The organism is Sphingosinicella microcystinivorans (assembly GCF_027941835.1).
Classification (GTDB): domain Bacteria; phylum Pseudomonadota; class Alphaproteobacteria; order Sphingomonadales; family Sphingomonadaceae; genus Sphingosinicella.
The window spans coordinates 3,206,058-3,227,127 of sequence record NZ_CP116005.1 but is presented as its reverse complement, the minus strand read 5'-3'; the positions used below and the strand labels follow the sequence as shown (position 1 = coordinate 3,227,127).

Here is a 21,070-nt window from a genome sequence, read left to right as displayed (position 1 = left end):
ATGGCGAGTCTCATCGTCCAGAAGGACGCCGCGTACCTGATGACGGATTCGGGCCTGTTCACGCCGAGTGGAATGCTTTTGGCGCTCGCACCAAAGGTGCTGGCAGTTCGGTCGCAGTCACTCGCCATCGCGACGACCGGCAGCCTCCACGTCGGCGTACTCGCGCCGCTACTGCATTCAATCCCCGATTGGGAGACGTGCGATCAGGAGGTATTCGTGCGCGCCCTGCCGGGCGTCGTGCGGAGCTTCTACGCTGGCGAGGGCCTCGACCCCGACCAACTGCCGAGTGAGGTGTTTATCGCCCTGTATTCGCGGCGGATGGGGCGCCCTATGGGCCTGTCGTTCATCACGGGATTTCCGACGTTGCTGCAGGACGTGGAGCCGTGGGCGCTGAAGCCCTGCCTGCAGGCGCTCACTCCGGGCGTCGATCTGCAGGCGGTCTATGGGCGCGATGTGCGGCTGCGCGACCCGTCGTTCGTGCCGTGGCGCGATGCTCTGCCGCTCGTGGAGGCGCAGCGGGCGGTACGTGAAGGCTGGGGCTTCATGCCAGACGGTGTGAGCGCCGTGGCGGGCGAGATCACGCTGACGACGGTTTCAGCGGCCGGGATCGAGTACGCGGCGCTGCATACCTATGCCGACGTTGAGGGGGAGCGAGTGGCGGCTTAGGCCAGCCCCTTCTCCACCAGCCGCCTGATCGCTTCCGAGCGGGTCGCGTCTCCCCGCTGAACGTCCAGCTTCGCCAGCAATTCCGCTGGCAGCCGAACGCTGATTGAAGGGTCGCGGCCTGTGGCGGGACGCCCTCTAGATTTTTGGTGTGCCGATATTGACGCCTTCATATTTTAGGCATACCAATAAAGACGAGCCGAGACAAGGATTAGGCCCCTCGCCCCGGCTCTAACCGAAACCGCATGAAGGGATGCGATAATGGCTGATTCCAGCATAGGGGCCGCGACGCCCCACTCCAAGAATGTGATCAAGAGTCTGGCCTCCGCGCAAGCGCTCTCGGAGAAGGAGGCGCGCGCCGCGAAGCGTGAGGGCAGGCAGCAAAGCGCCAAGGCTGTTCTCAAGCAGCGCATCAAGCACCGGCGTACCCGCTATGACAATGTCAGCGCGCAGCTTTGCATGAAGAACTGGCACGCAAGGTCCGTGCTGGAGCGCCTTCTGCTTATTCGACTCCAGGATATATTTCGCGAGCGCATGGTCGAACTCGGGGTGCCAGCGACTGACCTCCCAACATACAAGGACGTCCTTATCGCGGCGGAAAACGTCGATGCTGCGATCGTGGCGGACATGAGCGACATCGAAGTCGCGAAGTGGTATCGCCCCAAACCCGCCTGATCCTCACCACCCGCGACAAAGCGCCCGGCCTCACCGCCGGGCGTTTTTGTTAGACGGGATGTTAGACTAGTCGCCTCGCCGTCTAACGACACCCCGCCTAAGTCCTTGAAAAGATGGTGAGCCCTGCTGGATTCGAACCAGCGACCTACTGATTAAAAGTCAGTTGCTCTACCGACTGAGCTAAGGGCCCTTGCGCCGCGCGGCGTTTGCGGGGCTGATCTATGGAGCGCGGGGGCTTCGGTCAACCGTTTCCGAGGCGGGCGTGCATCTGGCGGACGGTGAGGCCGGTGACCGGGTGCCGCCAGTCCGGCGCGACAGCGAGCATCGGGGTCAGCACGAAGTCCCGGAGGTGCATGGATCGGTGCGGCGCGGCGACGCCGCGCGACTGCCGCCAGAGCAGCCGCCCCGGCCACACGCCCGTACCCCACGCGATGAGGTCGAGATCGAGCACGCGCGCGCCCCAGCGCCGTCCCCGGCGGCGGCCGAAGCCGCGTTCCACCGCCTTCAGCGCCGCGACGATCTGCGGCGGCGTGAGGCTCGTCGATGACGTCATGACGGCATTCGCATAGTCGCGTCCGCCCGGCCCCACCGCGCGCGTGAACAGGATCGGCGACACCGCGCCCGCCGGAAACCCCGCCGCGCCGAGCGCCTCCACCGCGGCGCGCACGACTCCCGCCGGGCGTCCGTGGCGCCCGTGCGGACGGTTCGAGCCTATCGCGATCACGATAGACGTTGCGGCGGTTGCTAAGGCCATGCCCGCCGCTTAAGCGGAAAGCCATGCCGATGGAAAGCCCGCTTGCCGCAACCGAACCGCCGCGCGACTGCCCGCGCTGTCCCCGCCTCGTCGAGTTCCGCCACGAATGCCGCGCCGAGTTCCCGGACTGGTGGAACGCGCCCGTCCCCGCCTTCGGCGATCCGGAGGCGTGGCTCGGCATCATCGGCCTCGCCCCCGGCAAGCACGGCGCGAACCGCACGGGGCGGCCGTTCACGGGCGATTACGCGGGCGATCTCCTCTATGCGACGCTGGACAAGTTCGGGCTTTCGCGCGGCACCTATGCCGCCGATCCCGATGACGGCCTTCGCCTCGAAGGCGCCATCATCCTCAACGCCGTCCGCTGCCTGCCGCCCGAGAACAAGCCGACGCCGCAGGAAATGAACACCTGCCGGCCTTTTCTTGAAACCCAGATCGCCGCCCTGCCCCGCGTGCGCGCGTTCATCGCGCTCGGCTTCATCGCGCACCAGTCGACGCTGCGCAGCTTCGGGCTGAAACCCTCGCGCCACGCCTTCGGGCACGGCGCACGCCATGCGCTTCCCGGCGGACGCATCCTGTTCAACAGCTACCACTGCTCGCGCTACAACACGAACACCGGGCGGCTCACCGCGCCGATGTTCGAGGACGTGTTCCGCATGGCGATGGACGAGGCGGCGTAGCGCCATGCCCTTCTCTGTCGTCGATCTCGATCAGGGCAATGCCCGCTGGCTCCAGTGGCGAAGCGGCGGCCTCGGCGCGTCGGATGCGCCCGCCGTGATGGGCGAGAACCCGTGGAAGAGCCGCAAGCGGCTGCTCAGGGAAAAGGTCGATGCGCTGGCGGGCGTCGTCTCGCACTGGCGCGGCAACGCCGCCATGTCGCGCGGCAATGCGCTGGAGCCGGAAGCCCGGCGGCTCTACGCGGGCCAGACCGGGCACGACGTCGCGCCCGCGTGCCTGCAAAGCAACCGCTTCGAGTGGCTGCGCGCCAGCGTCGACGGCATCTGCTTCGCCTCGGGCGCGGTCGTCGAGATCAAGTGCGGCGACAAGGCCTACGCGCACAGCGCCGAGAAACGCGCGGTGCCGCGCTATTACTACGGCCAGCTCCAGCACATCCTCGCCGTCACCGGCTACGCGCGCATCGACTTCTGGTGCTGGGTGCCGGGGCGCGAGGCGCAGCATATCGAGGTCGCGCGCGACGCGGCCTATATCGACCGGATGCTCGATACCGAAGCCGCGTTCTGGGACGAGGTGCTGGCGGGGTAGACGGGCCGTGCGTCCCCCGACTTCGCTCGGGATGAAAGAGGTTTTTGCGCCACGATCATCATCCCGAGCGAAGTCGAGGGACGTACCGAACCTCTCAGATGTCCTGCGTCAGCCGCCCGTAAAGCTCCGGCCTCCTGTCGCGGAAGAAGCCGAACGCGGCACGGTGCTTCCGCACGCGGTCGAGGTCGATCTCCGCCGTCAGCACACCCGTTTCCGCCGCGCCGAATTCGGCAAGGAAGTCGCCGCGCTCGTCGGTGATGAAGCTGTGGCCGTAGAAGCTCATCGCGTCCTCGCTGCCGATGCGGTTCGCAGCCACCACCGGCACCACGTTCGAAACCGCGTGGCCGATCATAGCGCGCCGCCACAGGCGCGAGGTGTCGAGTTCCTCCGATGCCGGCTCGTCGCCGATCGCGGTGGGGAAGAACAGCACGTCCGCGCCCATCAGCATCATGGCGCGCGCGGTTTCCGGGTACCACTGGTCCCAGCAGATGCCGACGCCGACCGTGCCGTACTTCGTCGGCCACACCTTGAAGCCGGTGTTGCCGGGCCGGAAATAGAACTTCTCCGTATAGCCGGGGCCGTCCGGGATATGGCTCTTGCGGTAGGTGCCCATCACCTTGCCGCTGTCGTCGATCATCGCGAGCGTGTTGTAGTAATGCGGCCCGTCCGCCTCGAAGAAGCTGGTCGGGATGTAGACCCTCAGCTCGGCGGCGAGCGCCTGCATCGCCTGCACCGCCTTGTGCTCGCTCACGGGCCTTGCCGCGGCAAAGAAACGCTCGTGCTGCACCTGGCAGAAATACGGCCCTTCGAACAGCTCGGGCGGCAGGATGACCTTCGCGCCCTTCCCCGCCGCCTCGCGCACGAGATCGCTGACCCGCGCGATGTTGCTGTTGATGTCGCCCCCGAGCGGAAGCTGGAGCGCGGCGACGTTCATGGTGCTCATAGCGCGGGAACCTGCTGGGTGATGCAATGGAAGGAGCCGCCACCGGTCAGGATGTGATTGGCGGGAAGGCCCACGGCCTTGCGGCCGGGGAACAGCGCCTGAACGGCGGCGACCGCGGCCTCGTCGTTCGGCTGGCCGTAGACCGGCACGATCACCTTCCGGTTGGTGATCAGGAAGTTCATGTAGCTCGCCGGGATCGCCTCGCCCTCAACCTCCAGCAGGCCGGGCGACGGGATGGTCCGCACGTCGAGCCCGGCAGCCTCCAGCGTCTGCCGTGCCTCGGCGTAGACGTCGGCGTTCGGATCGTCCGCGCCCGCCGCCTCCGGCACGACGACGACGCCCTCCGCGACGAAGCGCGCGAGGTTGTCGACGTGCCCGTCCGTGTGGTCATTGAGAAGCCCGTCGCAGAGCCAGATCACCTCCGTCAGCCCGAGGTCGGCGGCAAGCCGCGCCTCGATGTCGGCTTGCGACAGGTCTGGATTCCGGTTGGGGTTGAGCAGGCACTGGCGCGTGGTAACGACGCGGCCCGTGCCGTCCGGCTCGATGGCGCCGCCTTCGAGAACCCAGTCGTGGCGGGCGAGCGCCGCACCTTGCGTCTCGGCGACGAAGTCGGCGACCGTGTCGTCGCCTTCCAGTTCGTACTTGCCGCCCCAGCCGTTGAAGCGGAAGCCCGCCGCGCTGCCGTCCGAGAGGAACAGCGGCCCGGTGTCGCGCAGCCAGATGTCGCCGAACGTGCGCTGGTGGATGCGTACCGAGGGATGATCGGCAAGCGCAAGCCGCGCCGTCGCCTCCGCCTCGGGGCCGTCGACCAGAAGCTCCACGCCCTCGCCGCCGTCCGCGACGATCGCCGCCACCATCCCGGCGACCTCGGCCTGCGCGGGCTCGAGGTCCTCCTGCCACAGCGATGCGTCGGAGGGCCACGCCGTCCAGATCGCGGCGTGCGGCGCCCACTCGGCGGGCTGTCGTTTCATGTATTCTCCTCTCGCCCGGAACCGGTTTCATCGGCGGCTCTGCCATTGGAACCGTCCCCGGGCAACGCTGTTCCCTTGAACCCTTGCGCCACCACGTACCACTCGGACGAATCCTTGCGGCTCGCGGGCGGCTTCGAGTGCTTCACCGTGCGGAAATTGCGTTTCAGCTCCGCGACAAGCGCGTGGTCCGCACCGCCCGCCAGCACCTTGGCGACGAACGTACCGCCGGGCGCCAGCACCTCGCACGCGAAATGGAGCCCCGCCTCCACCAGCGCCATCGTGCGCAGGTGGTCGGTCTGCTTGTGGCCGATGGTGTTCGCCGCCATGTCCGACAGCACGAGGTCGGCCGCCCCGCCGAGCGCTTCCTTCAGCGCGTCCGGCGCCTCTTCGGCAAGGAAGTCCATCTGGAGGAAGCTCACGCCCTCCAGCGGCTCCATCTCGAGGAGGTCGATGCCTACGATCACCGCCTTCGGGTGCTTCTCGCGCAGCACCTGGCACCAGCCGCCGGGCGCCGCGCCGAGGTCGACCACCCGGCGCACGCCGCGCAGGAAATGGTACTTCTCGTCGAGTTCGAGCAGCTTGAAGGCGGCGCGCGAGCGATAGCCGTGCGACTTCGCCGCCTTCACATAGGGGTCGTTCAGCTGCCGCTCGATCCAGCGCGTCGAGGCGGCCGAACGACGCCGCGCCGTCTTCACCCGCACCTTGCCGCCCACGGAGCGGCCGCCCACACCCTTCGCCATGCTAGAGCCTGTAGCCGTCGCGCCGCATCAGCGTGCGGAGAATACCCTCGCGGATGCCGCGGTCGGCGACGCAGACCTCGCCGGAGGGGAACATCTCGAGGATGGCGTCCAGAATGGCGCAGCCCGCGACGATCAGGTCGGCCCGCTCGTTGCCGATGCAGGGAAGCACGGCGCGTTCGCCGTGCGCCATGCGCGCCAGCGCGGTGCCCACGTCGCGAAGCGCCGCGGACGGCACGTTGCAGCCGTCCACCTTGCGCCTGTCGTAGTGCGCGAGGCCGAGGTGCAGGCTGGCGAGCGTGGTGATCGTGCCCGAGGTGCCGAGCAGTTGCAGCGCTTCCGGGCGCCCCGGCGGATGCAGGTGGTCCCGCGCGCCGACGAGGTGTTCGGCAACGCGCGCGCGCATCCGGCCGTAGGCGGCGTCGCGTTCGTCGATGCTGTCGAAGTGCGTCGGCTCCGTCTCGGTCAGCGAGACGACGCCCCACGGCACGCTCGCCCAGCTCACGATCCGTTCGCGCCCGCCCGGCCCGATCTCGACGAGGATGATCTCGGTGCTGCCGCCGCCGATATCGAAGACGAGCGCATGACCGCCGCGCCGGTCGAGCAGCGTCTGGCAGCCGAGCACGGCGAGCCGCGCCTCTTCTTCCGGCGAGATGACGTCGAGCGCGATGCCGGTCTCGGCGAACACGCGGTCCACGAAGGCGTCGCGGTTGCTGGCCCGGCGGCAGGCCTCGGTGGCGACGTTGCGGCTCACCCAGACGCCCCGGCGGCGCACCTTGTCGGCGCAGGCCTTGAGCGCGGCGACGGCGCGGTCCTGCGCGGCGTCCGAGAGCTGCCCGGTTTCGAGCAACCCTTCGCCCAGCCGCACGATCCGCGAGAAGGCGTCCACCACGTAGAAGCCGCCCCGCGCGGGCCGGGCGATCAGCAGGCGGCAATTGTTGGTGCCGAGGTCGAGCGCGGCATAGGCGCGCCGCTGTACCTGACCCGTCTCGACCCGCGACGGCGGCGGCGGGGAATCCGGGACGCCCGTGTCGGGCGCGGTGGTCACATCGAAAGGCATGATGGTCGCCCTGTAAACAAGACGCCGGAGGCCCCGGAGGGCACCCGCCGTTCACTTGAAAGCGAGGCTAGCATCCTTTTGTAAAAATTCGCAACCTCCGCTCGTGCCCACGGCCCGCACATCTGACCGTTTGACATTGCGCGGCCGCCCCCATATTACGCCCAGCGCAATCGGGCAGCGCCCGCCGCCCGTTGGTGCCCTGTCGTCTAATGGTAAGACTACGGACTCTGACTCCGTCAATCGTGGTTCGAATCCACGCGGGGCATCCAAAATTCCGGCAACATACGGAATCCTCGGAAAAATTACCGGATGTAGCGTACCGCGCGCTCCGTCGCCGCGTGTTCTGCGGACAGGAATAGGCCCGGCTCGGCGGGGGGAGGCCGAACCGGGCCGGACGGTCCTGTCGAACCGCCCCCTGTTGTCCGTTTGCGTTACGCGCGCTTGCGGCGGCGGCTCAGGCCGAGGCCGACCAGGCCGAGGCCGAACAGCGCGAGGGCTGCGGGCTCGGGGACCGTCGTCACGGGTGTCTCGTCGTCGCCTTTCCGCGTGTAGAAGCCGATCGTGTGGTTATCGGACTCGTACCCGGCCTGACCGCCGCCGGTCGCCGGAGCCTGAGAAAAGACGATCCGGTTGAAGGTCTGCCCGTCCTTCGCATAGAAATTCAGGAAGGCGTAGGGCTCCCGGCTATTGTTCGCGCCGGCCGGATAGTCCGGGTGACCGGCGTAAGCCGGATTGCTGCCGATGATGCTCGCGACGTCTCCGGCCGAGAACGACTGCAGGAAATCGTCGTCCAGATAGAAGGTCACGGTATTCCCCGCATCGAGCGCGGACAGCCAGTAGCCGAAATAATTGACGCCCGCCCCGGCGCTCGTCGAGATCTTGACCTCGTAGCTGTCGCCCAGATTGATGCCGGCCACCGCGTAATCGGTCAGGTCCGCGCCGCCGTACACGTCGGTGGGGATGATGTTGACCCCGGTGTAGGTCAGCGAGAAGCTGACATCGTCGCTCGTATCGCCGGACGTGCCGTTGTCGTAAGTGCCCGACGAGACATATATGCTGTTGGTGACAGGCGCCTTGTTATCGAACGTCTCCACGTGGAAATAGTCGAAGTCGGCGTTGGACGTTTTCACCGTCGGCGCCGATACGGTCACATCGAATACCGGGGCTGCATGGGCTTGCGATGCAGCACCGAGAAACAGGGCTGTGGCTACCAGCCTCCATGAATTTGATACGCCCACCTCGTTCTCCTGTATGTCTTTCCATTCCCCTGATTTTCATTACGCAAAAACCATGCCATACAGATAAAACAATCACTTACCCTCAAAGTTGGCATAATGTGTAAAGCTGGCCTTACAGCACGGCGACGGTGTGATAGGCTCGCCCGCACCTGGTGGAGATGAGGCTTATGACCGGCAACGTCCTTGTTCGTGGTTTTCTGGCCGCAACGCTTCTTGTCGGAACGGTCGCGACGGCGGCCCCACCGGCAGCGGCGCAAGGTCTGGGCGCCCCCGTGAAGAACATCCTCGGCGACGCCTCGGACAGCGCGCTCGACAAGCTCGCCGAGCCCGGCGCCTTCTATGCCGACAAGGCGATCCGCATCCTGCTTCCGGGGCCGCTCAAGAAGGCGTCCGGCCTGATGAAATACACGGATCAGGCGGGCCTCACCGGCAATCTCACGAAGAGCCTGAACGATGCCGCCGGGCTTGCCGCGAAGGAGGCCAAGCCGATCTTTCGGACGGCGATCAACGACATGACGCTGCAGGACGGCATCGGCGTGGTCTCGAAGACCGACGGCGCGACCCGCTACCTTCAGGAAAGCGCCGGCGACGACCTGCACGCCAAGGTGCGCCCCCTCGTCGCCGACGCGCTCGGCAATGTCGGCGCCTTCGATCAGCTCGACAAGCTCGGCGGCAAATCCGCGCTCCTGTCCGGCGCGGGCCTCAGCCGCGACGGGCTGACGGACAGCGTCACGGATCAGGCGCTGAAGGGCATCTTCAAGTACATCGGCGCGGAGGAGGCGAAACTGCGCGCCGATCCGCTCGGTGCGGGAAAGAAGCTCCTGAAAGGCATCAAGAAGTAAGCGTCACACCGCTGCGGGCAGCCGCAGCGTCGCTTCCAGCCCGCCCAGATCCTCGCTGCCGCCGAGCGTGATGCTGCCGCCGTAGATCTCTGCGACGTCCTTCACGATGGCGAGGCCGAGACCGGTGCCGGGCTTTTCGGTGTCGAGCCGCGCGCCGCGCCCGAAGATGCGGCCGCGCTCGGCTTCCGCGATGCCGGGGCCGTCGTCCTCGACGACGATCTCGATGAAACGCTCCGCCCCGTCCGTCCGCGACACCGAGACGAACACGCGCCCCGCGCCGTACTTGGCGGCGTTCTCGATGAGGTTGCCCGCCATCTCCTCGAGGTCCTGCCGCTCGCCGTGGAACACCGCGGCGCGGTCGCCGTCGAGGTCGATCGTGACGTCGGGGTAGATGCGGCTGATCGCGCGGCGCAGGCCTTCGAGCGCGGGCCACACCTCGGCGCGCGCGTTCACCGCCGAGCGGCGGCCGAGCGCGCGGGCGCGGGCGAGGTGATGGTCGATGTGGCGCCGCATGATGGCGAGCTGGCCGCGCACCGTGTCCGCCAGCGGCGTCGCCTGCCCTTCCGCCTCGTTCATGACGATGGCGAGCGGAGTCTTCAGCGCGTGGGCGAGATTGCCCGCGTGCATCCGCGCCGCCTCCGCCTGCGCCTCGGTATGGTCGAGAAGCTCGTTGAGCTCCGCGACCATCGGCGACACCTCGGACGGGAAATCCGAGGACACGCGCTGCACCGCGCCGCTGCGCACCGCCGCGATCTGGTCGCTGATGCGGCGCAGCGGCCAGAGGCCGTAGCCGGTCTGGAGCCCCGCCATGCCGATGAGCCCGATGCCGAGCACGCCGAGCGACCACAGCACGGTCGCGCGCACGCGGGCGAGCTGGCGGTCGAGCTCCGCCCGGTTCTGCGCGGCCTGAACGTGGAGCACGAGCGGGCTGTCCGGCAGCACGATGTCGCGCTCCACGATGCGCAGCCGCTCCCCTTCGAAGGCGTCGCTGTCGTAGGCGACGGGCTCCTTGCTGGCGTCGAAGGTGCTCGGCGTCAGCGCCCGGTCCCAGAGCGAGCGCGAGCGCAGCGGCTCCTGCCCCGCCATGCTGATCTGCCAGTAGAGGCCCGAATAGGGCTCCTGGAAGCGCTGGTCGCCGAGCGAGCGGTTGAGGCGGATCTCGCCCTCGGGGCCGAGTTCCACGGTCGCGATGAGCGCGGTGAGCACGCTGCGCAGGCGCTCGTCGAAGCCGTCGACGATGATGCGCCCGACCGTGCGCTCCAGCGCGTATCCGCCGATGAGCAGCAGCGTGATGATCCACAGCGCCGACACCGCCAGCATCCGGCGGCTGAGCGAGCCGCGCCGGAACAACTGCCCGAAACGGGATTCGCGAGGTACGGCGCCGGCCATCTCAGGCGGCCACGTCAGGCAGCTTGCGGATCGTCCAGGCTGTAGCCGAGACCGCGGATGGTCTGGATGAGGTCGGCGCCCAGTTTCTTGCGGATGCGCGTGATGAACACCTCGATGGTGTTCGAATCGCGGTCGAAGTCCTGATCGTAGATGTGCTCGATGAGCTCGGTGCGCGAGACGACCTTGCCTTTGTGGTGCATCAGGTACGCGAGCAGCTTGTATTCCTGCGCGGTGAGCCTCACCGGCGTGCCGTTCAGCGTGACGCGCCCGGAGCGCGTGTCGAGCCGCACGTCGCCCGCTTCCAGCTCCGATGAGGCGTTGCCCGTCGAGCGGCGGATGAGCGCGCGCAGCCGCGCGATCAGCTCCTCCATCTGGAAGGGCTTGGCGAGATAGTCGTCGGCGCCCGCGTCGAGCCCCGCCACCTTGTCGGACCAGCTGTCGCGCGCCGTCAGCACCAGCACGGGGATGGCGATGTCGGCCTTGCGCCACTTGTCGAGCACGGTGAGCCCGTCCATCTCGGGAAGGCCGAGATCGAGCACGATGGCGTCATAGCTTTCGGAGGAGCCGAGGAAGTGCCCCTCCTCGCCGTCGTTCGCGACGTCCACCGCATAGCCCGCGCCTTCCAGCGTCTCGCGGAGCTGGCGTGCAAGCGTGGGTTCGTCCTCGACGATCAGCAGGCGCATGGGGGAACCCTTCAGTTGCCGTCTATGTCGATGATATGGCCGGTCTTGGCATCGACGTCCACCTCGACGATGGAGCCCTCGCGCAGGTAACGCAGCCGGTAGCGCTTCTGGTCCATGTCGAGCTTGCTGCCGACGAGCTCGCCCTTCACGCGGCTGCCCACCCGGCTCTTGATCTCGCCGAGCGAGCAGATCTCGCCGCTCTTCGTCGCCGCCCGCGCCGCGTCGTGGTCCTTCACCTTGGGATCGAGCGCCTGCGCGGGCGCCGCAGTGGCTGCGGAGACGCAAAGGGCGAGCCAGACAAAGGCGAGACGGAACTTCACACGCGGACTCATTCTGTAGAAACGCCCGCCACGCTTACCCCCCGTGCGGTGAATAGCCCATGAATATTGCGCACACGCCGCAATCACCCTAACTCCCCCGTTCGATCCTCTCGTCCGGAAGTCTAGCGCGTGTCCGCCCCCATTGTCTCGCTTGAATCCATCGGCCTCGTGCAGGGCACGGGCTGGCTGTTCCGCGGCCTCGATCTCTTCATCGGCGAGCGCGACCGGCTGGCGCTCATCGGTCGCAACGGCGCGGGCAAGACGACGCTGTTCCGCCTCATCGCCGGTCTCACCGATTTCGACGAGGGCGCGCGCAAGGCGCGGCCCGGCACGCACGTCGTGCTGCTGGAGCAGGACCCGAAGGTGACGGGCTACGCCACCTTGCGCGATTTCGCGATGCGCGGACCCGGCGCCCCGGCCGTGCACGAGGTGGAGGCGATCGCCGACCAGATCGGCCTCGATCTCTCCCGCGCCGCCGAAACCGCGAGCGGCGGCGAGCGGCGCCGCGCCGCGCTCGCCCGCGCGCTTGCCGAAAACCCGGACCTCATCCTGCTCGACGAGCCGACCAACCACCTCGACCTCGCCGCCATCGAGTGGCTGGAAGGCTGGCTCGGCCGCTACACCGGCGCGTTCGTCGCGATCAGCCACGACCGTACCTTCCTCACCCGCCTCACCCGCTCGTCGCTCTGGCTCGACCGCGGCCGGTTGCGCCGCGCCGAGATCGGCTTCGGCGGCTTCGAGGCGTGGACCGAGCAGATCTACGCCGAGGAGGCGCGCGCCGCCGAGAAGCTCGATTCGAAGCTCAAGGACGAGCTGCACTGGCTCCAGCGCGGCGTCACCGCGCGCCGCCGCCGCAATCAGGGTCGCCTCGCCAAACTCCAGGAGATGCGCGCGCAGCGGGCGAGCATGATCGGACAGGCAGGCAAGGCGAAGCTCGGCCTGCAAAGCGACGACGCCAAGGCGAAGATCGTGATCGACGCCGAGGGCGTCGGCAAGGCCTACGACGGCCGCACGATCATCAGGGACCTGACCATCCGCATCCAGCGCGGCGACCGCATCGGCATCGTCGGTCCCAACGGCGCGGGCAAGACCACGCTCCTCAAGCTGCTCACCGGCGAGATCGCGCCCGACACGGGCACGGTGAGGCAGGCGAAGACGCTCGCGGGCATCACCATCGACCAGCAGCGCAAACTCCTCGAACCCGGCAAGCGCGTCCGCGACATCCTCGCCGACGGCGGCGACTGGATCGACGTGCGCGGCGAGAAGAAGCACGTCATCGGCTATCTCAAGGAGTTCCTGTTCGACCCGTCCGTCGCCGACGCGCCCGTCGATGCGCTGTCGGGCGGCGAACGCTCCCGGCTGCTGCTGGCGCGCGAGTTCGCCCGCGCTTCCAACCTGCTTGTGCTCGACGAGCCGACCAACGACCTCGACCTCGAAACGCTCGACCTGCTTCAGGAGGTGATCGCCGACTACGAGGGCACCGTGCTCATCGTCAGCCACGACCGCGATTTCCTCGACCGCACCGTCACGATGGTGGTCGGCCTCGACGGCAGCGGCCGCGCCGACGTCGTCGCGGGCGGTTTCGCGGACTGGGAGAAGAAGCGCGCGCAGCGGACCGCTGCGAAGCCGAACGCCGCGCCCGCTGCCGAGGTGCCCCGCACCGCGCGCACCAAGCTCAGCTACAAGGACCAGCGCGAGCTCGACCTGCTCCCCGGCGAGATCGAGGCGCTGAACGCCGAGATCGCCCGGCACGAGGAGGCGCTTGCCCGGTCGGACTTCTACACACGCGACCCCGAGGGCTTCATGAAGGTCTCGGGTGCCCTCGACTGCGCGCGCGCCCGTCTGACCGAGTGCGAGGACCGCTGGCTCGAACTCGCCGAGCGCGCCGAGATGCTCGGTTGAGGCCCCGGAAATGTTTCCGAAGTGTTTCTGAAATGTAAGTATATGTAAAAATCACACCGGTTTACGACTCTTTGTTAATATTGTTTCGCAAGAACATTGACATTGCAAATCACTCTCAATAACAGCCGCCCGGACTTATCAACCGGGGGTAATTCTCATGTCGTTCTCGCGTTCCCGCCTCGTATCGAATGTCTCGCTTCTCGCGCTCGCCGCCCTCGCCTGCCCGGCCCTCGCCGATGAAGCCGCCGACAGCGCCGACAGCATTGCCGCGGACACCATCGTCGTCACGGCGTCGGGCTTCGAGCAGAAGATCGAGCAGGCCCCCGCCTCCATCAGCGTGATCGACCGCGAGGAGATCGAGACCATCCGCGCCGTCTCGATCACGGAAATCCTCCAGAACATCGAGGGCGTCGACGTCGGCGACTCCGTGGGCAAGAGCGGCGGCGCGCAGATCAGCATCCGCGGCATGGGCGCGGACAACACGCTGATCCTGATCGACGGCCGCCGCCAGAACACGGCGGGCAGCGTCACGCCGAACGGCTTCAACGAGACCTCCACGAGCTTCCTGCCGCCGGTCTCCGCGATCGAGCGCGTCGAGGTGGTGCGCGGCCCGATGTCGACGCTCTACGGCTCCGACGCGATGGGCGGCGTCGTCAACATCATCACCCGCAAGGTCGGCGACCGCTGGGGCGGCTCTATCACCGGGCACACCACCATTCAGGGCGACCGCGACTTCGGCGACATCAGGGGCGGCAACGTCTACCTGAACGGCCCGCTGGTGCCCTCGCTGATCGGCGTGGCCCTGCGCGGCAGCTATTCCGAGCGCGCGCGGTCGGAGATCGCATACCTCAACCTCGCCGGCGTGCCGACTCCCGTCACCGGCTTCGGGCCGAACCCGACGCGGAACCGCATCTGGTCGGCGGGCGGACGCATCAGCCTGACGCCGCACGCCGATCACGACCTCTGGGTGGACGTCGATTTCGCCGACCAGTGGTACGACAACTCCAAGGCCCAGATGGGCACGAACACCGTCGCCGGCGGCTACGAGGACGCGCTGGAGTTCAAGCGCCAGCAGTACGTCCTCGCCCACAACTGGCGGCTGCCGTTCGGCACGCTGGAAAGCACGCTGTCGCACAACGTCACGGAGACGTTCGGCCGTCTCATTCCGGCGCTGGTGCCGGTGAAGGGCGGCGGGCCGCGCACGCTGGAAAGCACCAGCACCATCTTCGACACCAAGTTCTCCTCGCAGGTCGCCAACCACACCTTCACGCTCGGCGGCCAGTACTGGGACGCCGAGATGATCGACGGCGTGGCGTCCGCGCCGTTCACCTTCGAGCAGTGGTCGCTATTCGCCGAGGACGAATGGCGCATCGTCGAGAACTTCGCCCTCACCGTCGGCGGCCGCTACGACGACCATTCCACCTTCGGCAGCCATTTCAGCCCGCGCGGCTACGCGGTGTGGAACGCCACCGACAACTGGACCGTGAAGGGCGGCGTCAGCGCCGGCTACAAGGCCCCACGCCTCGAGCAGCTCGCGCCCGGCATCAACGGCTTCGGCAGCCAGGGGCGCCTGCCGCTGATCGGCACGCCGGGCCTCAAGCCCGAAACCAGCATCGCCACCGAACTCGCCGTCTTCTACGACAACCGCGAGAACTTCCGCGCCAGCCTCACCGTCTTCCGCAACGACTACGACGACAAGATCTCGTCCAGCGACGATCCGGTCGACAACTGCACCTTCGGCGTCAGCGCGGCGGACTATGAAGCCGGCAACTACAGCAAGACCGACTGCGTCGATGTCGGCTTCTATCCGACCACCGCGACCTTCGGCCAGTCCGTGAACATCGACAAGGCGCGCACCGAGGGCTTCGAGGCCACGGTGCGCTGGGAGCCCGTGCCGTCGCTGACGCTGTCGGGCAACTACACGTACACGGACAGCGAGCAGCGCAGCGGCCCCTCGAAGGGCGAGCCGCTGACGAACACGCCCAGGCACATGCTGAACGGGCAGGTCCGCTGGCAGGCGACCGACATCCTGAACCTGTGGCTGCGCGGCGAATACCGCAGCCGCCGCTACCGCTCGCCCGACACCGGAACGGGCAATGCCAAGGCGCTCTACGGTGACTACAGGTCCTATGCCGTCTTCCACCTCGGCGGCTCGTTCCGGATCGACGCGTTCACGCTCAGCGCCACGGTCTACAACCTGCTCAACACCGATTTCGTGGACTACCAGCCGGCGACGAGCAGCACCGGCGCGCCCACCTTCGTCAACCGCTACATCAACAACCAGGAGCCGCGCCGCCTCTGGCTTTCCGCCAAGGTCGATTTCTAGCGCACGCCCGCAAGACACCTGTCGGTCAGGAAACAGCGCGGAGAGTCCCTCCGCGCTGTTTTTTTGCCGCGACCGTGCCGGGGCCGATCATTTCCGGATCATTGCTGCCTTGTTTCATTGATATTGACTCTGAGAATTATTCTCAATAACTGACCCCGCACACACAAACTGCGGGGGTTTTCCAAATGTCAGATCGTATGTCCGCTCCCCTTCGCACGCACTCGGCCTTCCTGGCCCTGTCTTGCGTGGGTTTCGTCGCCAGCGCGCTTCCCGCGCATGCACAGGAAGAGCCGAAGACGCTCGGCGGCGTCACCGTCACCGACACGGCCGTCGACGACGAGATCAAGGTCGAGAAGGCCGAGTCTCCCAAGTACGTCCGCCCGCTCCTCGACACGCCGCAGACCATCACGGTCATCAGCAACACCACGCTGAAGCAGCAGAACCTGCTCAGCCTGCGCGACGCGCTCAGCACCATTCCGGGCATCACCTTCGGCGCCGGCGAAGGCGGCGGCGGCTACGGCGACAGCATCAACCTGCGCGGCCAGAGCCTGACCAGCACCGGCGACATCCAGATCGACGGCGTCCGCGACGCGGCGCAATACAGCCGCACCGACACGTTCAACATCGAGCAGATCGAGGTCGTGAACGGCGCCAACTCGGTCTACGGCGGCTCGGGCTCGACGAGCGGCACGATCAACCTCGTCACCAAGCGACCGAAGGGCGACAACCTCACGGTCGCGCAGGCCGGCATCGGCACGGACAACTACTACCGCGCCACGATCGACAGCAACCTCAGGCTCTCCGACCTCATCGCGGTGCGCCTCAACGCCGTGTACCACGAGAACGACATCCCCGGCCGCGACTTCGACAGCAACGAGCGCTGGGGCGTCGCGCCCGCGATCACCATCGGCATCGACGGCCCGACGTCGCTGACGCTGCTCTACACGCACCAGAAGGACGACAACACGCCGCAGTACGGCGTCTTCTACTACGACAACGCCTTCTACGACGGCCCGCTACCGGGCATATCCGACTCCGGCTACTACGGCTTCAAGAACGTCGACTACCAGAAGCAGACGGTCGATCAGGCGACCGTCATCCTCGCCCACGCGTTCAACGAGCGCGTTTCGCTCCGAAACCTCGCCCGCTGGCAGCGCGTCGAACAGAACCTTGTCGTCGACCCGCCGCAGGGCCCGAACATCTGCCTTGCGGACGGAACGACGCCCACGGGCACGGCCTGCGCCGCCGGCCAGGCGCCGGGCACCTACCGCCCGGGCGGCCCCCGCGGCAACGCGCGCTTCACGGAAAACCAGAGCCTGTTCAACCAGCTCGACGTGACGTTCAGGTTCGGGCCCGAAAGCGAGCACGTGCTGAACGTCGGGGCCTCCTACCTGAAGGAGGACTACACGCTCGACGGCGGCAACGTGCTGCGGAACCCGGGCGGAGCGACGCCCAATCCGGCGCTGGACGAGATCGACCTCTACGATCCCGATCCGGTCTACACCGGTCCCGTCAACTTCGTCCGCAATCGTCACGACGACGGCGACGCGACCAACAAGGCGGTTTATGCCTTCGGCGCCTTCAAGCTGTTCGAACAGCTCGAGCTGAACGCCGGCGTCCGCTACGAGAACGCGCGCCAGACGTTCCGTCAGGACAGCATCGCGACTCCGGCCACCGGAGGCGCCTACACCGCGGGCCTGCCCCAGTCTTCGGACGACGATCTGTTCTCGTATCGCGCCGGCCTCGTCTACAAGCCGGTCCCGACGGTCAGCCTCTACGCGGCCTACGGAAACGCGCGCAATCCGACCTCCACGTCGACCCGCGCGGGCTGCGGCGTCACCGGCGACGCCACGTTCGGCGTCGATCCGTGCAGCGGCAAGCCGGAGAAGACCGTCAACTACGAGGTGGGCGTCAAGGCCGATCTGTTCGACGCGCGGCTTCAGCTCACCGCCGCGCTGTTCCGCAACGAGCGGACCAACTTCCGCGTCACCGCGAACGATCCGCTCGTCGGAACGGCGCAGGTTCCGGACGGCCGCAGCCGCGTGGACGGCATCGCGCTGGGTGCCACGGGCAACATCACGCCGGAATGGGCGATCTTCGCCAACTACACCTACCTCGACAGCAAGGTGAAGCAGAGCATTTCCGACTTCTGCCGGGAGAATCCGGGCGAGGTGACGTCGCTCCCCGGCGGCGCCACCGCCACCTGCCCGACGTTCGACGCGCAGGCCGGAAACCCGCTCACGAACACGCCGAAGCATTCGGGCAGCCTGTTCACCACCTACACGCTGCCGTTCGGACTGCAGATCGGCTACGGCCTCACCTATCAGGGCAGCGTCTGGCTGAACAACGCGCAGAACGCGGCCGGCAACGCCGTGTTCTATAAGGCGGACGATTATCTCATCCACCGCGCCTTCGCCTCCTACGCGTTCGGCAACGGCCTCACGGCCCAGCTCAACGTGCAGAACTTCACCAACGAGCGCTATTTCACCAGCATCCGCAACAACGGATGGGCGCTTCCGGGTGAGGACCGGTCGGCGGTGCTCAGCCTGTTCTACAGCTTCTGAGCCTGCGCTATGGGCAAGAGTGGTTCAGGGGGATCGCTCTTGCCCACCAGCATCCCCGGTGCTGATATTCCGGCGGGTCAAACGGTTTTGAAGATCGGCTCCAGCGCATGATGATCGCCATTCCCGAACTGCTCGATGCGGAGGCGCTGGCGCGCGTGCGGGCGATCGTCGATGCCGCCGAATGGGTCGACGGCAACGTCACCTCCGGCTACCAGTCGGCGCTCGCCAAGCACAACATGCAGCTTCCCGAGGAGAGCGCCGCCGCGCGCGAGGCGGGCGGGATCATCCTCGACGCGCTCGGCAAGACGCCGCTCTTCATCGCCGCCGCGCTGCCGCTCAAGGTCTATCCGCCGCTGTTCAACAGCTACGAGGGCGGGCAGACCTTCGGCATCCACATCGACAACGCCGTCCGCATCCAGCGCGGCAGCGATTTCCGCATCCGTAGCGACCTGTCGGCGACGCTGTTCCTAGAGGACCCCGACGCCTACGACGGCGGCGAGCTCACCGTCGAGGACCAGTTCGGCGTCCAGCAGGTGAAGCTGCCCGCCGGGCACATGGTGCTCTATCCGGCGTCGAGCCTGCACCGCGTCGAGCCGGTCACGCGCGGGAAGCGCACGGCAAGCTTCTTCTGGATCCAGTCGATGGTGCGCGACGGCGAGGCGCGGCGCGCGCTGTTCGAGCTCGACACGGCGATCCAGACCATCGCGCAGGACCGAGGCCACGACGACGCCGCGATCATCCAGCTCACCGGCGTCTATCACAATCTCCTGCGGCGCTGGGCGACGACCTGACGCATCCTTCCGCGCCAGATATGCGATTGATTTGCATTAGTTGAACTTTTATAAACCGAAGGTGGCTCAGGGCCACGGAACAGGGCGTTCCCATGCACACACTTCATGCCCGCAGCACAGACGACACGCTCGACGAGACACTTCTTTCCGAGCGCGCGTCCACGGCCGCGCCGCTCGCGTTCGAGCGTGGCGGGCGCCTGTCGGCAGCCCCGCCCTCCGCGGAATACCGGCCGGGCCGCCTCGACTGGCGCGCCCTGTTGGCCGTTGCAGCGCTTCATGTTGCGCTCGGCGTGGTCCTCATCCGGACGCAGGTGATCCCGCCGCATACCGTGCAATCGGCGATGGACCTGCTCGACCTGTCGGCGCCGCCGCCCGCGCCCGAAGCGCCGCCGCCGCCCGACCTTGCCGAGCCCGAGATCTATGTGCCGCCGCCCGCCGTCGAGATCGCGCGTCCGGCGCCGCCGCCCATCGTCGCCACCGCCGAGCAGCCGCAGCCCGCGCCCCCGGCGCCCGTTGCCATCAAGGCCCCGGCCGCGCCGCGCCCTGCGGCGCCGACGACACTGGCCGCCGACGATCTCGGCGCCACCATGATTTCCGCGAAGCCGCCCGCCTATCCGCTGGAATCGCGCCGCAAGCACGAGCAGGGCACCGTCGTGCTGATGCTGACGCTCGGCACGGACGGCCGCGTCGCCGACATACGGGTGGCGAAGAGCAGCGGCCACGAGCGGCTCGACCGCGCCGCGCTCGGCGCCGTCCGCAACTGGCGCTGGTCGCCGACGATCCGCGACGGTGTCGCCGTCGCCGTGCGGGGAACCGTCGAGATTCCCTTCGTCCTGCGGAGTTGACCGGTCTCTAGGATGTGTGGGGATTCAGTTCAGGCCGAGGCGAAAATGGTGGATTTCGAGAACCGGAGCGGAGCGTACTCAAGGTACGTGAGCACCGGAAGCACAGAAAGCCGCCGTTTGCAGCCCGGCATGGGCTGAATCCCCACACACCCTAGTCGAGCATCGCGGTGAAGGCGAGGCTCATCGCCTCGCTCCAGCCGTCTCCGCTGCGCGAGACGATATGCGCGGCGAGGCCGAGGCTGTCGGCGAAGCGCAGCCCTTCCTCCGCGCCCAGCACCGTGATCGCCGTCGCATAGGCGTCGGCGTGCATACAGTCGGCGTGGAGGACCGTGACCGAGGCGACGCCGTTCGCGGCCGGCCGGCCGCTGCGCGGGTCGATCGTGTGGGCGAAGCGCCCGCCCTCCGCCTCGAACCAGCGGCGATAGTCGCCCGAGGTCGCCGCCGACAGGCCGTGCAGCGCGAGGCGCAGCGGCGGGAGCGCCGCGCCGGGCGGCATCTCGACGTCCACCCACCACGGCTGCCCGTCCGGCTTCACGCCCGCCCCGACGAGTTCGCCGCCCACCTCGACGAGGAAGTGCCTGAAGCCCCGCGTTCGCAGCCACGCCGCCGCGCGGTCGGCGCCGAAGCCCTTGGCGATCCCGGAGAAGTCGAGCGCGAGCGGCGTGATCCGGCGCGCGCGCTGCAGAAGCGTGTCGCATTCGACATGCCGCCACCCGGCCGCGCGCAGCAGCGCGGCCACGGTTTCGACGTCGGGCGGCGCCGCGCACGGCCCCGGCGGCCCGAACCCCCACGCGTCGACGAGACCGCCGATCGTGGGATCATAGGCCCCGCCGCTCTCCTCCGCGATCCGCAGCGCGGCGGAGAGCACGATCAGGAAATCCGGCGGCAGCGATTGCCACGTGCCGATCGTCGCGCGGTTGAAGCGGCTGATGTCGGACACCGCCTCCCACGTGCTCATTTCCGCGACGACGCCGTCGAACGCGCCCTGCACGCCCGCGCCGATGTCCGCGTATCGTCCCGGCGCGGGAACGACGACACGCGCCGACCAGCGCGTGCCCATCGTCTCGCCGGAAAGCGCCGCGACGTGTCCCGAGGGCTCCCTCAGCG

General features: G+C 67.7%; 21 protein-coding genes and 2 tRNA genes. 11 read left to right on the top strand and 12 right to left on the bottom strand.

The genetic code is table 11. The features are described 5' to 3' along the window. The gene (locus PE061_RS15485; protein ID WP_271256137.1) at positions 1 to 666 is read left to right on the top strand and encodes a hypothetical protein; all 666 of its coding nucleotides are present in this window, start codon (positions 1 to 3) and stop codon (positions 664 to 666) included. Here the strand turns inward: PE061_RS15485 and PE061_RS21790 are convergent. Then, on the bottom strand, positions 663 to 836 hold the full coding sequence (locus PE061_RS21790) for a CopG family ribbon-helix-helix protein (protein WP_420794310.1): 174 nt from the start codon (positions 834 to 836) through the stop codon (positions 663 to 665). The genes PE061_RS15485 and PE061_RS21790 overlap by 4 nt on opposite strands. Before the next feature lie 88 nt (positions 837 to 924). On the opposite strand from PE061_RS21790, the gene PE061_RS15480 reads away from it, so the two are divergent. Next, on the top strand, positions 925 to 1,338 hold the full coding sequence (locus PE061_RS15480; RefSeq protein WP_271256136.1) for a hypothetical protein: 414 nt from the start codon (positions 925 to 927) through the stop codon (positions 1,336 to 1,338). 114 nt (positions 1,339 to 1,452) lie between these two features. On the opposite strand, the gene PE061_RS15475 is transcribed toward PE061_RS15480, so the two are convergent. Next, positions 1,453 to 1,528 (bottom strand) — tRNA-Lys (locus PE061_RS15475). A 51-nt stretch (positions 1,529 to 1,579) separates the two neighbouring features. Then, positions 1,580 to 2,092: a 2-amino-4-hydroxy-6-hydroxymethyldihydropteridine diphosphokinase gene (gene folK, locus PE061_RS15470; protein WP_271256135.1), complete on the bottom strand. Its 513-nt coding sequence runs from the start codon at positions 2,090 to 2,092 to the stop codon at positions 1,580 to 1,582. 23 nt (positions 2,093 to 2,115) lie between these two features. Between folK and PE061_RS15465 the strand changes: the two genes are divergently transcribed. Together PE061_RS15465 and PE061_RS15460 are read left to right on the top strand one after the other, a co-directional pair. Beyond that, positions 2,116 to 2,769 (top strand): uracil-DNA glycosylase, encoded by a 654-nt coding sequence (locus PE061_RS15465; RefSeq protein ID WP_271256134.1) that lies wholly within the window; start codon positions 2,116 to 2,118, stop codon positions 2,767 to 2,769. Positions 2,770 to 2,773: 4 nt separating this feature from the next. Beyond that, positions 2,774 to 3,352, top strand: a complete 579-nt coding sequence (locus PE061_RS15460) for a lambda-exonuclease family protein (RefSeq protein WP_271256133.1) — start codon at positions 2,774 to 2,776, stop codon at positions 3,350 to 3,352. Between the two features lie 94 nt (positions 3,353 to 3,446). Here PE061_RS15460 and aguB read toward each other — a convergent pair whose 3' ends face one another. From aguB to PE061_RS15440, 4 genes are read right to left on the bottom strand one after another with little or no spacing between them, the layout of a single operon-like run. Further along, positions 3,447 to 4,295: an N-carbamoylputrescine amidase gene (gene aguB / locus PE061_RS15455; RefSeq protein ID WP_271256132.1), complete on the bottom strand. Its 849-nt coding sequence runs from the start codon at positions 4,293 to 4,295 to the stop codon at positions 3,447 to 3,449. Next, the gene (locus tag PE061_RS15450; RefSeq protein ID WP_271256131.1) at positions 4,292 to 5,266 is read right to left on the bottom strand and encodes an agmatine deiminase family protein; all 975 of its coding nucleotides are present in this window, start codon (positions 5,264 to 5,266) and stop codon (positions 4,292 to 4,294) included. Before PE061_RS15450 ends, aguB begins: the two co-directional genes overlap by 4 nt. Beyond that, positions 5,263 to 6,006, bottom strand: coding sequence for an RlmE family RNA methyltransferase (locus PE061_RS15445; RefSeq protein WP_271256130.1), 744 nt, complete (start codon positions 6,004 to 6,006; stop codon positions 5,263 to 5,265). Before PE061_RS15445 ends, PE061_RS15450 begins: the two co-directional genes overlap by 4 nt. A gap of 1 nt (position 6,007) precedes the next feature. After that, a complete protein-coding gene (locus PE061_RS15440; RefSeq protein WP_271256129.1) occupies positions 6,008 to 7,063 on the bottom strand; it encodes a Ppx/GppA phosphatase family protein in 1,056 nt (351 codons plus the stop codon). A gap of 195 nt (positions 7,064 to 7,258) precedes the next feature. Here PE061_RS15440 and PE061_RS15435 point away from each other — a divergent pair. Continuing rightward, positions 7,259 to 7,332 (top strand) — tRNA-Gln (locus PE061_RS15435). 162 nt (positions 7,333 to 7,494) lie between these two features. On the opposite strand, the gene PE061_RS15430 is transcribed toward PE061_RS15435, so the two are convergent. Next, a complete protein-coding gene (locus PE061_RS15430) occupies positions 7,495 to 8,193 on the bottom strand; it encodes a PEP-CTERM sorting domain-containing protein (RefSeq protein WP_271256128.1) in 699 nt (232 codons plus the stop codon). 275 nt (positions 8,194 to 8,468) lie between these two features. On the opposite strand from PE061_RS15430, the gene PE061_RS15425 reads away from it, so the two are divergent. After that, a complete protein-coding gene (locus tag PE061_RS15425) occupies positions 8,469 to 9,143 on the top strand; it encodes a DUF4197 domain-containing protein (protein ID WP_271256127.1) in 675 nt (224 codons plus the stop codon). A gap of 3 nt (positions 9,144 to 9,146) precedes the next feature. On the opposite strand, the gene PE061_RS15420 is transcribed toward PE061_RS15425, so the two are convergent. Genes PE061_RS15420 through PE061_RS15410 form a run of 3 tightly spaced genes read right to left on the bottom strand, consistent with a single transcriptional unit; the run spans position 9,147 to position 11,535 of the window. Then, complete coding sequence (locus tag PE061_RS15420) at positions 9,147 to 10,532, bottom strand: sensor histidine kinase (protein WP_271256126.1); 1,386 nt, start codon at positions 10,530 to 10,532, stop codon at positions 9,147 to 9,149. Between the two features lie 14 nt (positions 10,533 to 10,546). Further along, positions 10,547 to 11,215, bottom strand: a complete 669-nt coding sequence (locus PE061_RS15415) for a response regulator transcription factor (protein ID WP_271256125.1) — start codon at positions 11,213 to 11,215, stop codon at positions 10,547 to 10,549. A gap of 11 nt (positions 11,216 to 11,226) precedes the next feature. Then, positions 11,227 to 11,535 (bottom strand): PepSY domain-containing protein, encoded by a 309-nt coding sequence (locus tag PE061_RS15410; protein ID WP_271256124.1) that lies wholly within the window; start codon positions 11,533 to 11,535, stop codon positions 11,227 to 11,229. 129 nt (positions 11,536 to 11,664) lie between these two features. Here PE061_RS15410 and PE061_RS15405 point away from each other — a divergent pair, with 129 nt between their 5' ends. The 5 genes from PE061_RS15405 (at position 11,665) to PE061_RS15385 (ending at position 19,963) form a co-directional block, all read left to right on the top strand. Then, entirely contained in the window at positions 11,665 to 13,437 is a 1,773-nt protein-coding gene (locus PE061_RS15405) for an ABC-F family ATP-binding cassette domain-containing protein (RefSeq protein WP_271256123.1), read from the top strand. A gap of 157 nt (positions 13,438 to 13,594) precedes the next feature. Next, positions 13,595 to 15,763: a TonB-dependent receptor domain-containing protein gene (locus PE061_RS15400; RefSeq protein WP_271256122.1), complete on the top strand. Its 2,169-nt coding sequence runs from the start codon at positions 13,595 to 13,597 to the stop codon at positions 15,761 to 15,763. Between the two features lie 197 nt (positions 15,764 to 15,960). After that, positions 15,961 to 18,327, top strand: a complete 2,367-nt coding sequence (locus PE061_RS15395; protein WP_271256121.1) for a TonB-dependent receptor — start codon at positions 15,961 to 15,963, stop codon at positions 18,325 to 18,327. Positions 18,328 to 18,434: 107 nt separating this feature from the next. Beyond that, complete coding sequence (locus PE061_RS15390; protein ID WP_271256120.1) at positions 18,435 to 19,118, top strand: Fe2+-dependent dioxygenase; 684 nt, start codon at positions 18,435 to 18,437, stop codon at positions 19,116 to 19,118. A 92-nt stretch (positions 19,119 to 19,210) separates the two neighbouring features. Next, a complete protein-coding gene (locus PE061_RS15385) occupies positions 19,211 to 19,963 on the top strand; it encodes an energy transducer TonB (RefSeq protein WP_271256119.1) in 753 nt (250 codons plus the stop codon). A gap of 151 nt (positions 19,964 to 20,114) precedes the next feature. Here PE061_RS15385 and PE061_RS15380 read toward each other — a convergent pair whose 3' ends face one another. Next, complete coding sequence (locus PE061_RS15380; RefSeq protein ID WP_271256118.1) at positions 20,115 to 21,023, bottom strand: FAD:protein FMN transferase; 909 nt, start codon at positions 21,021 to 21,023, stop codon at positions 20,115 to 20,117. Positions 21,024 to 21,070 lie beyond the last annotated feature (47 nt).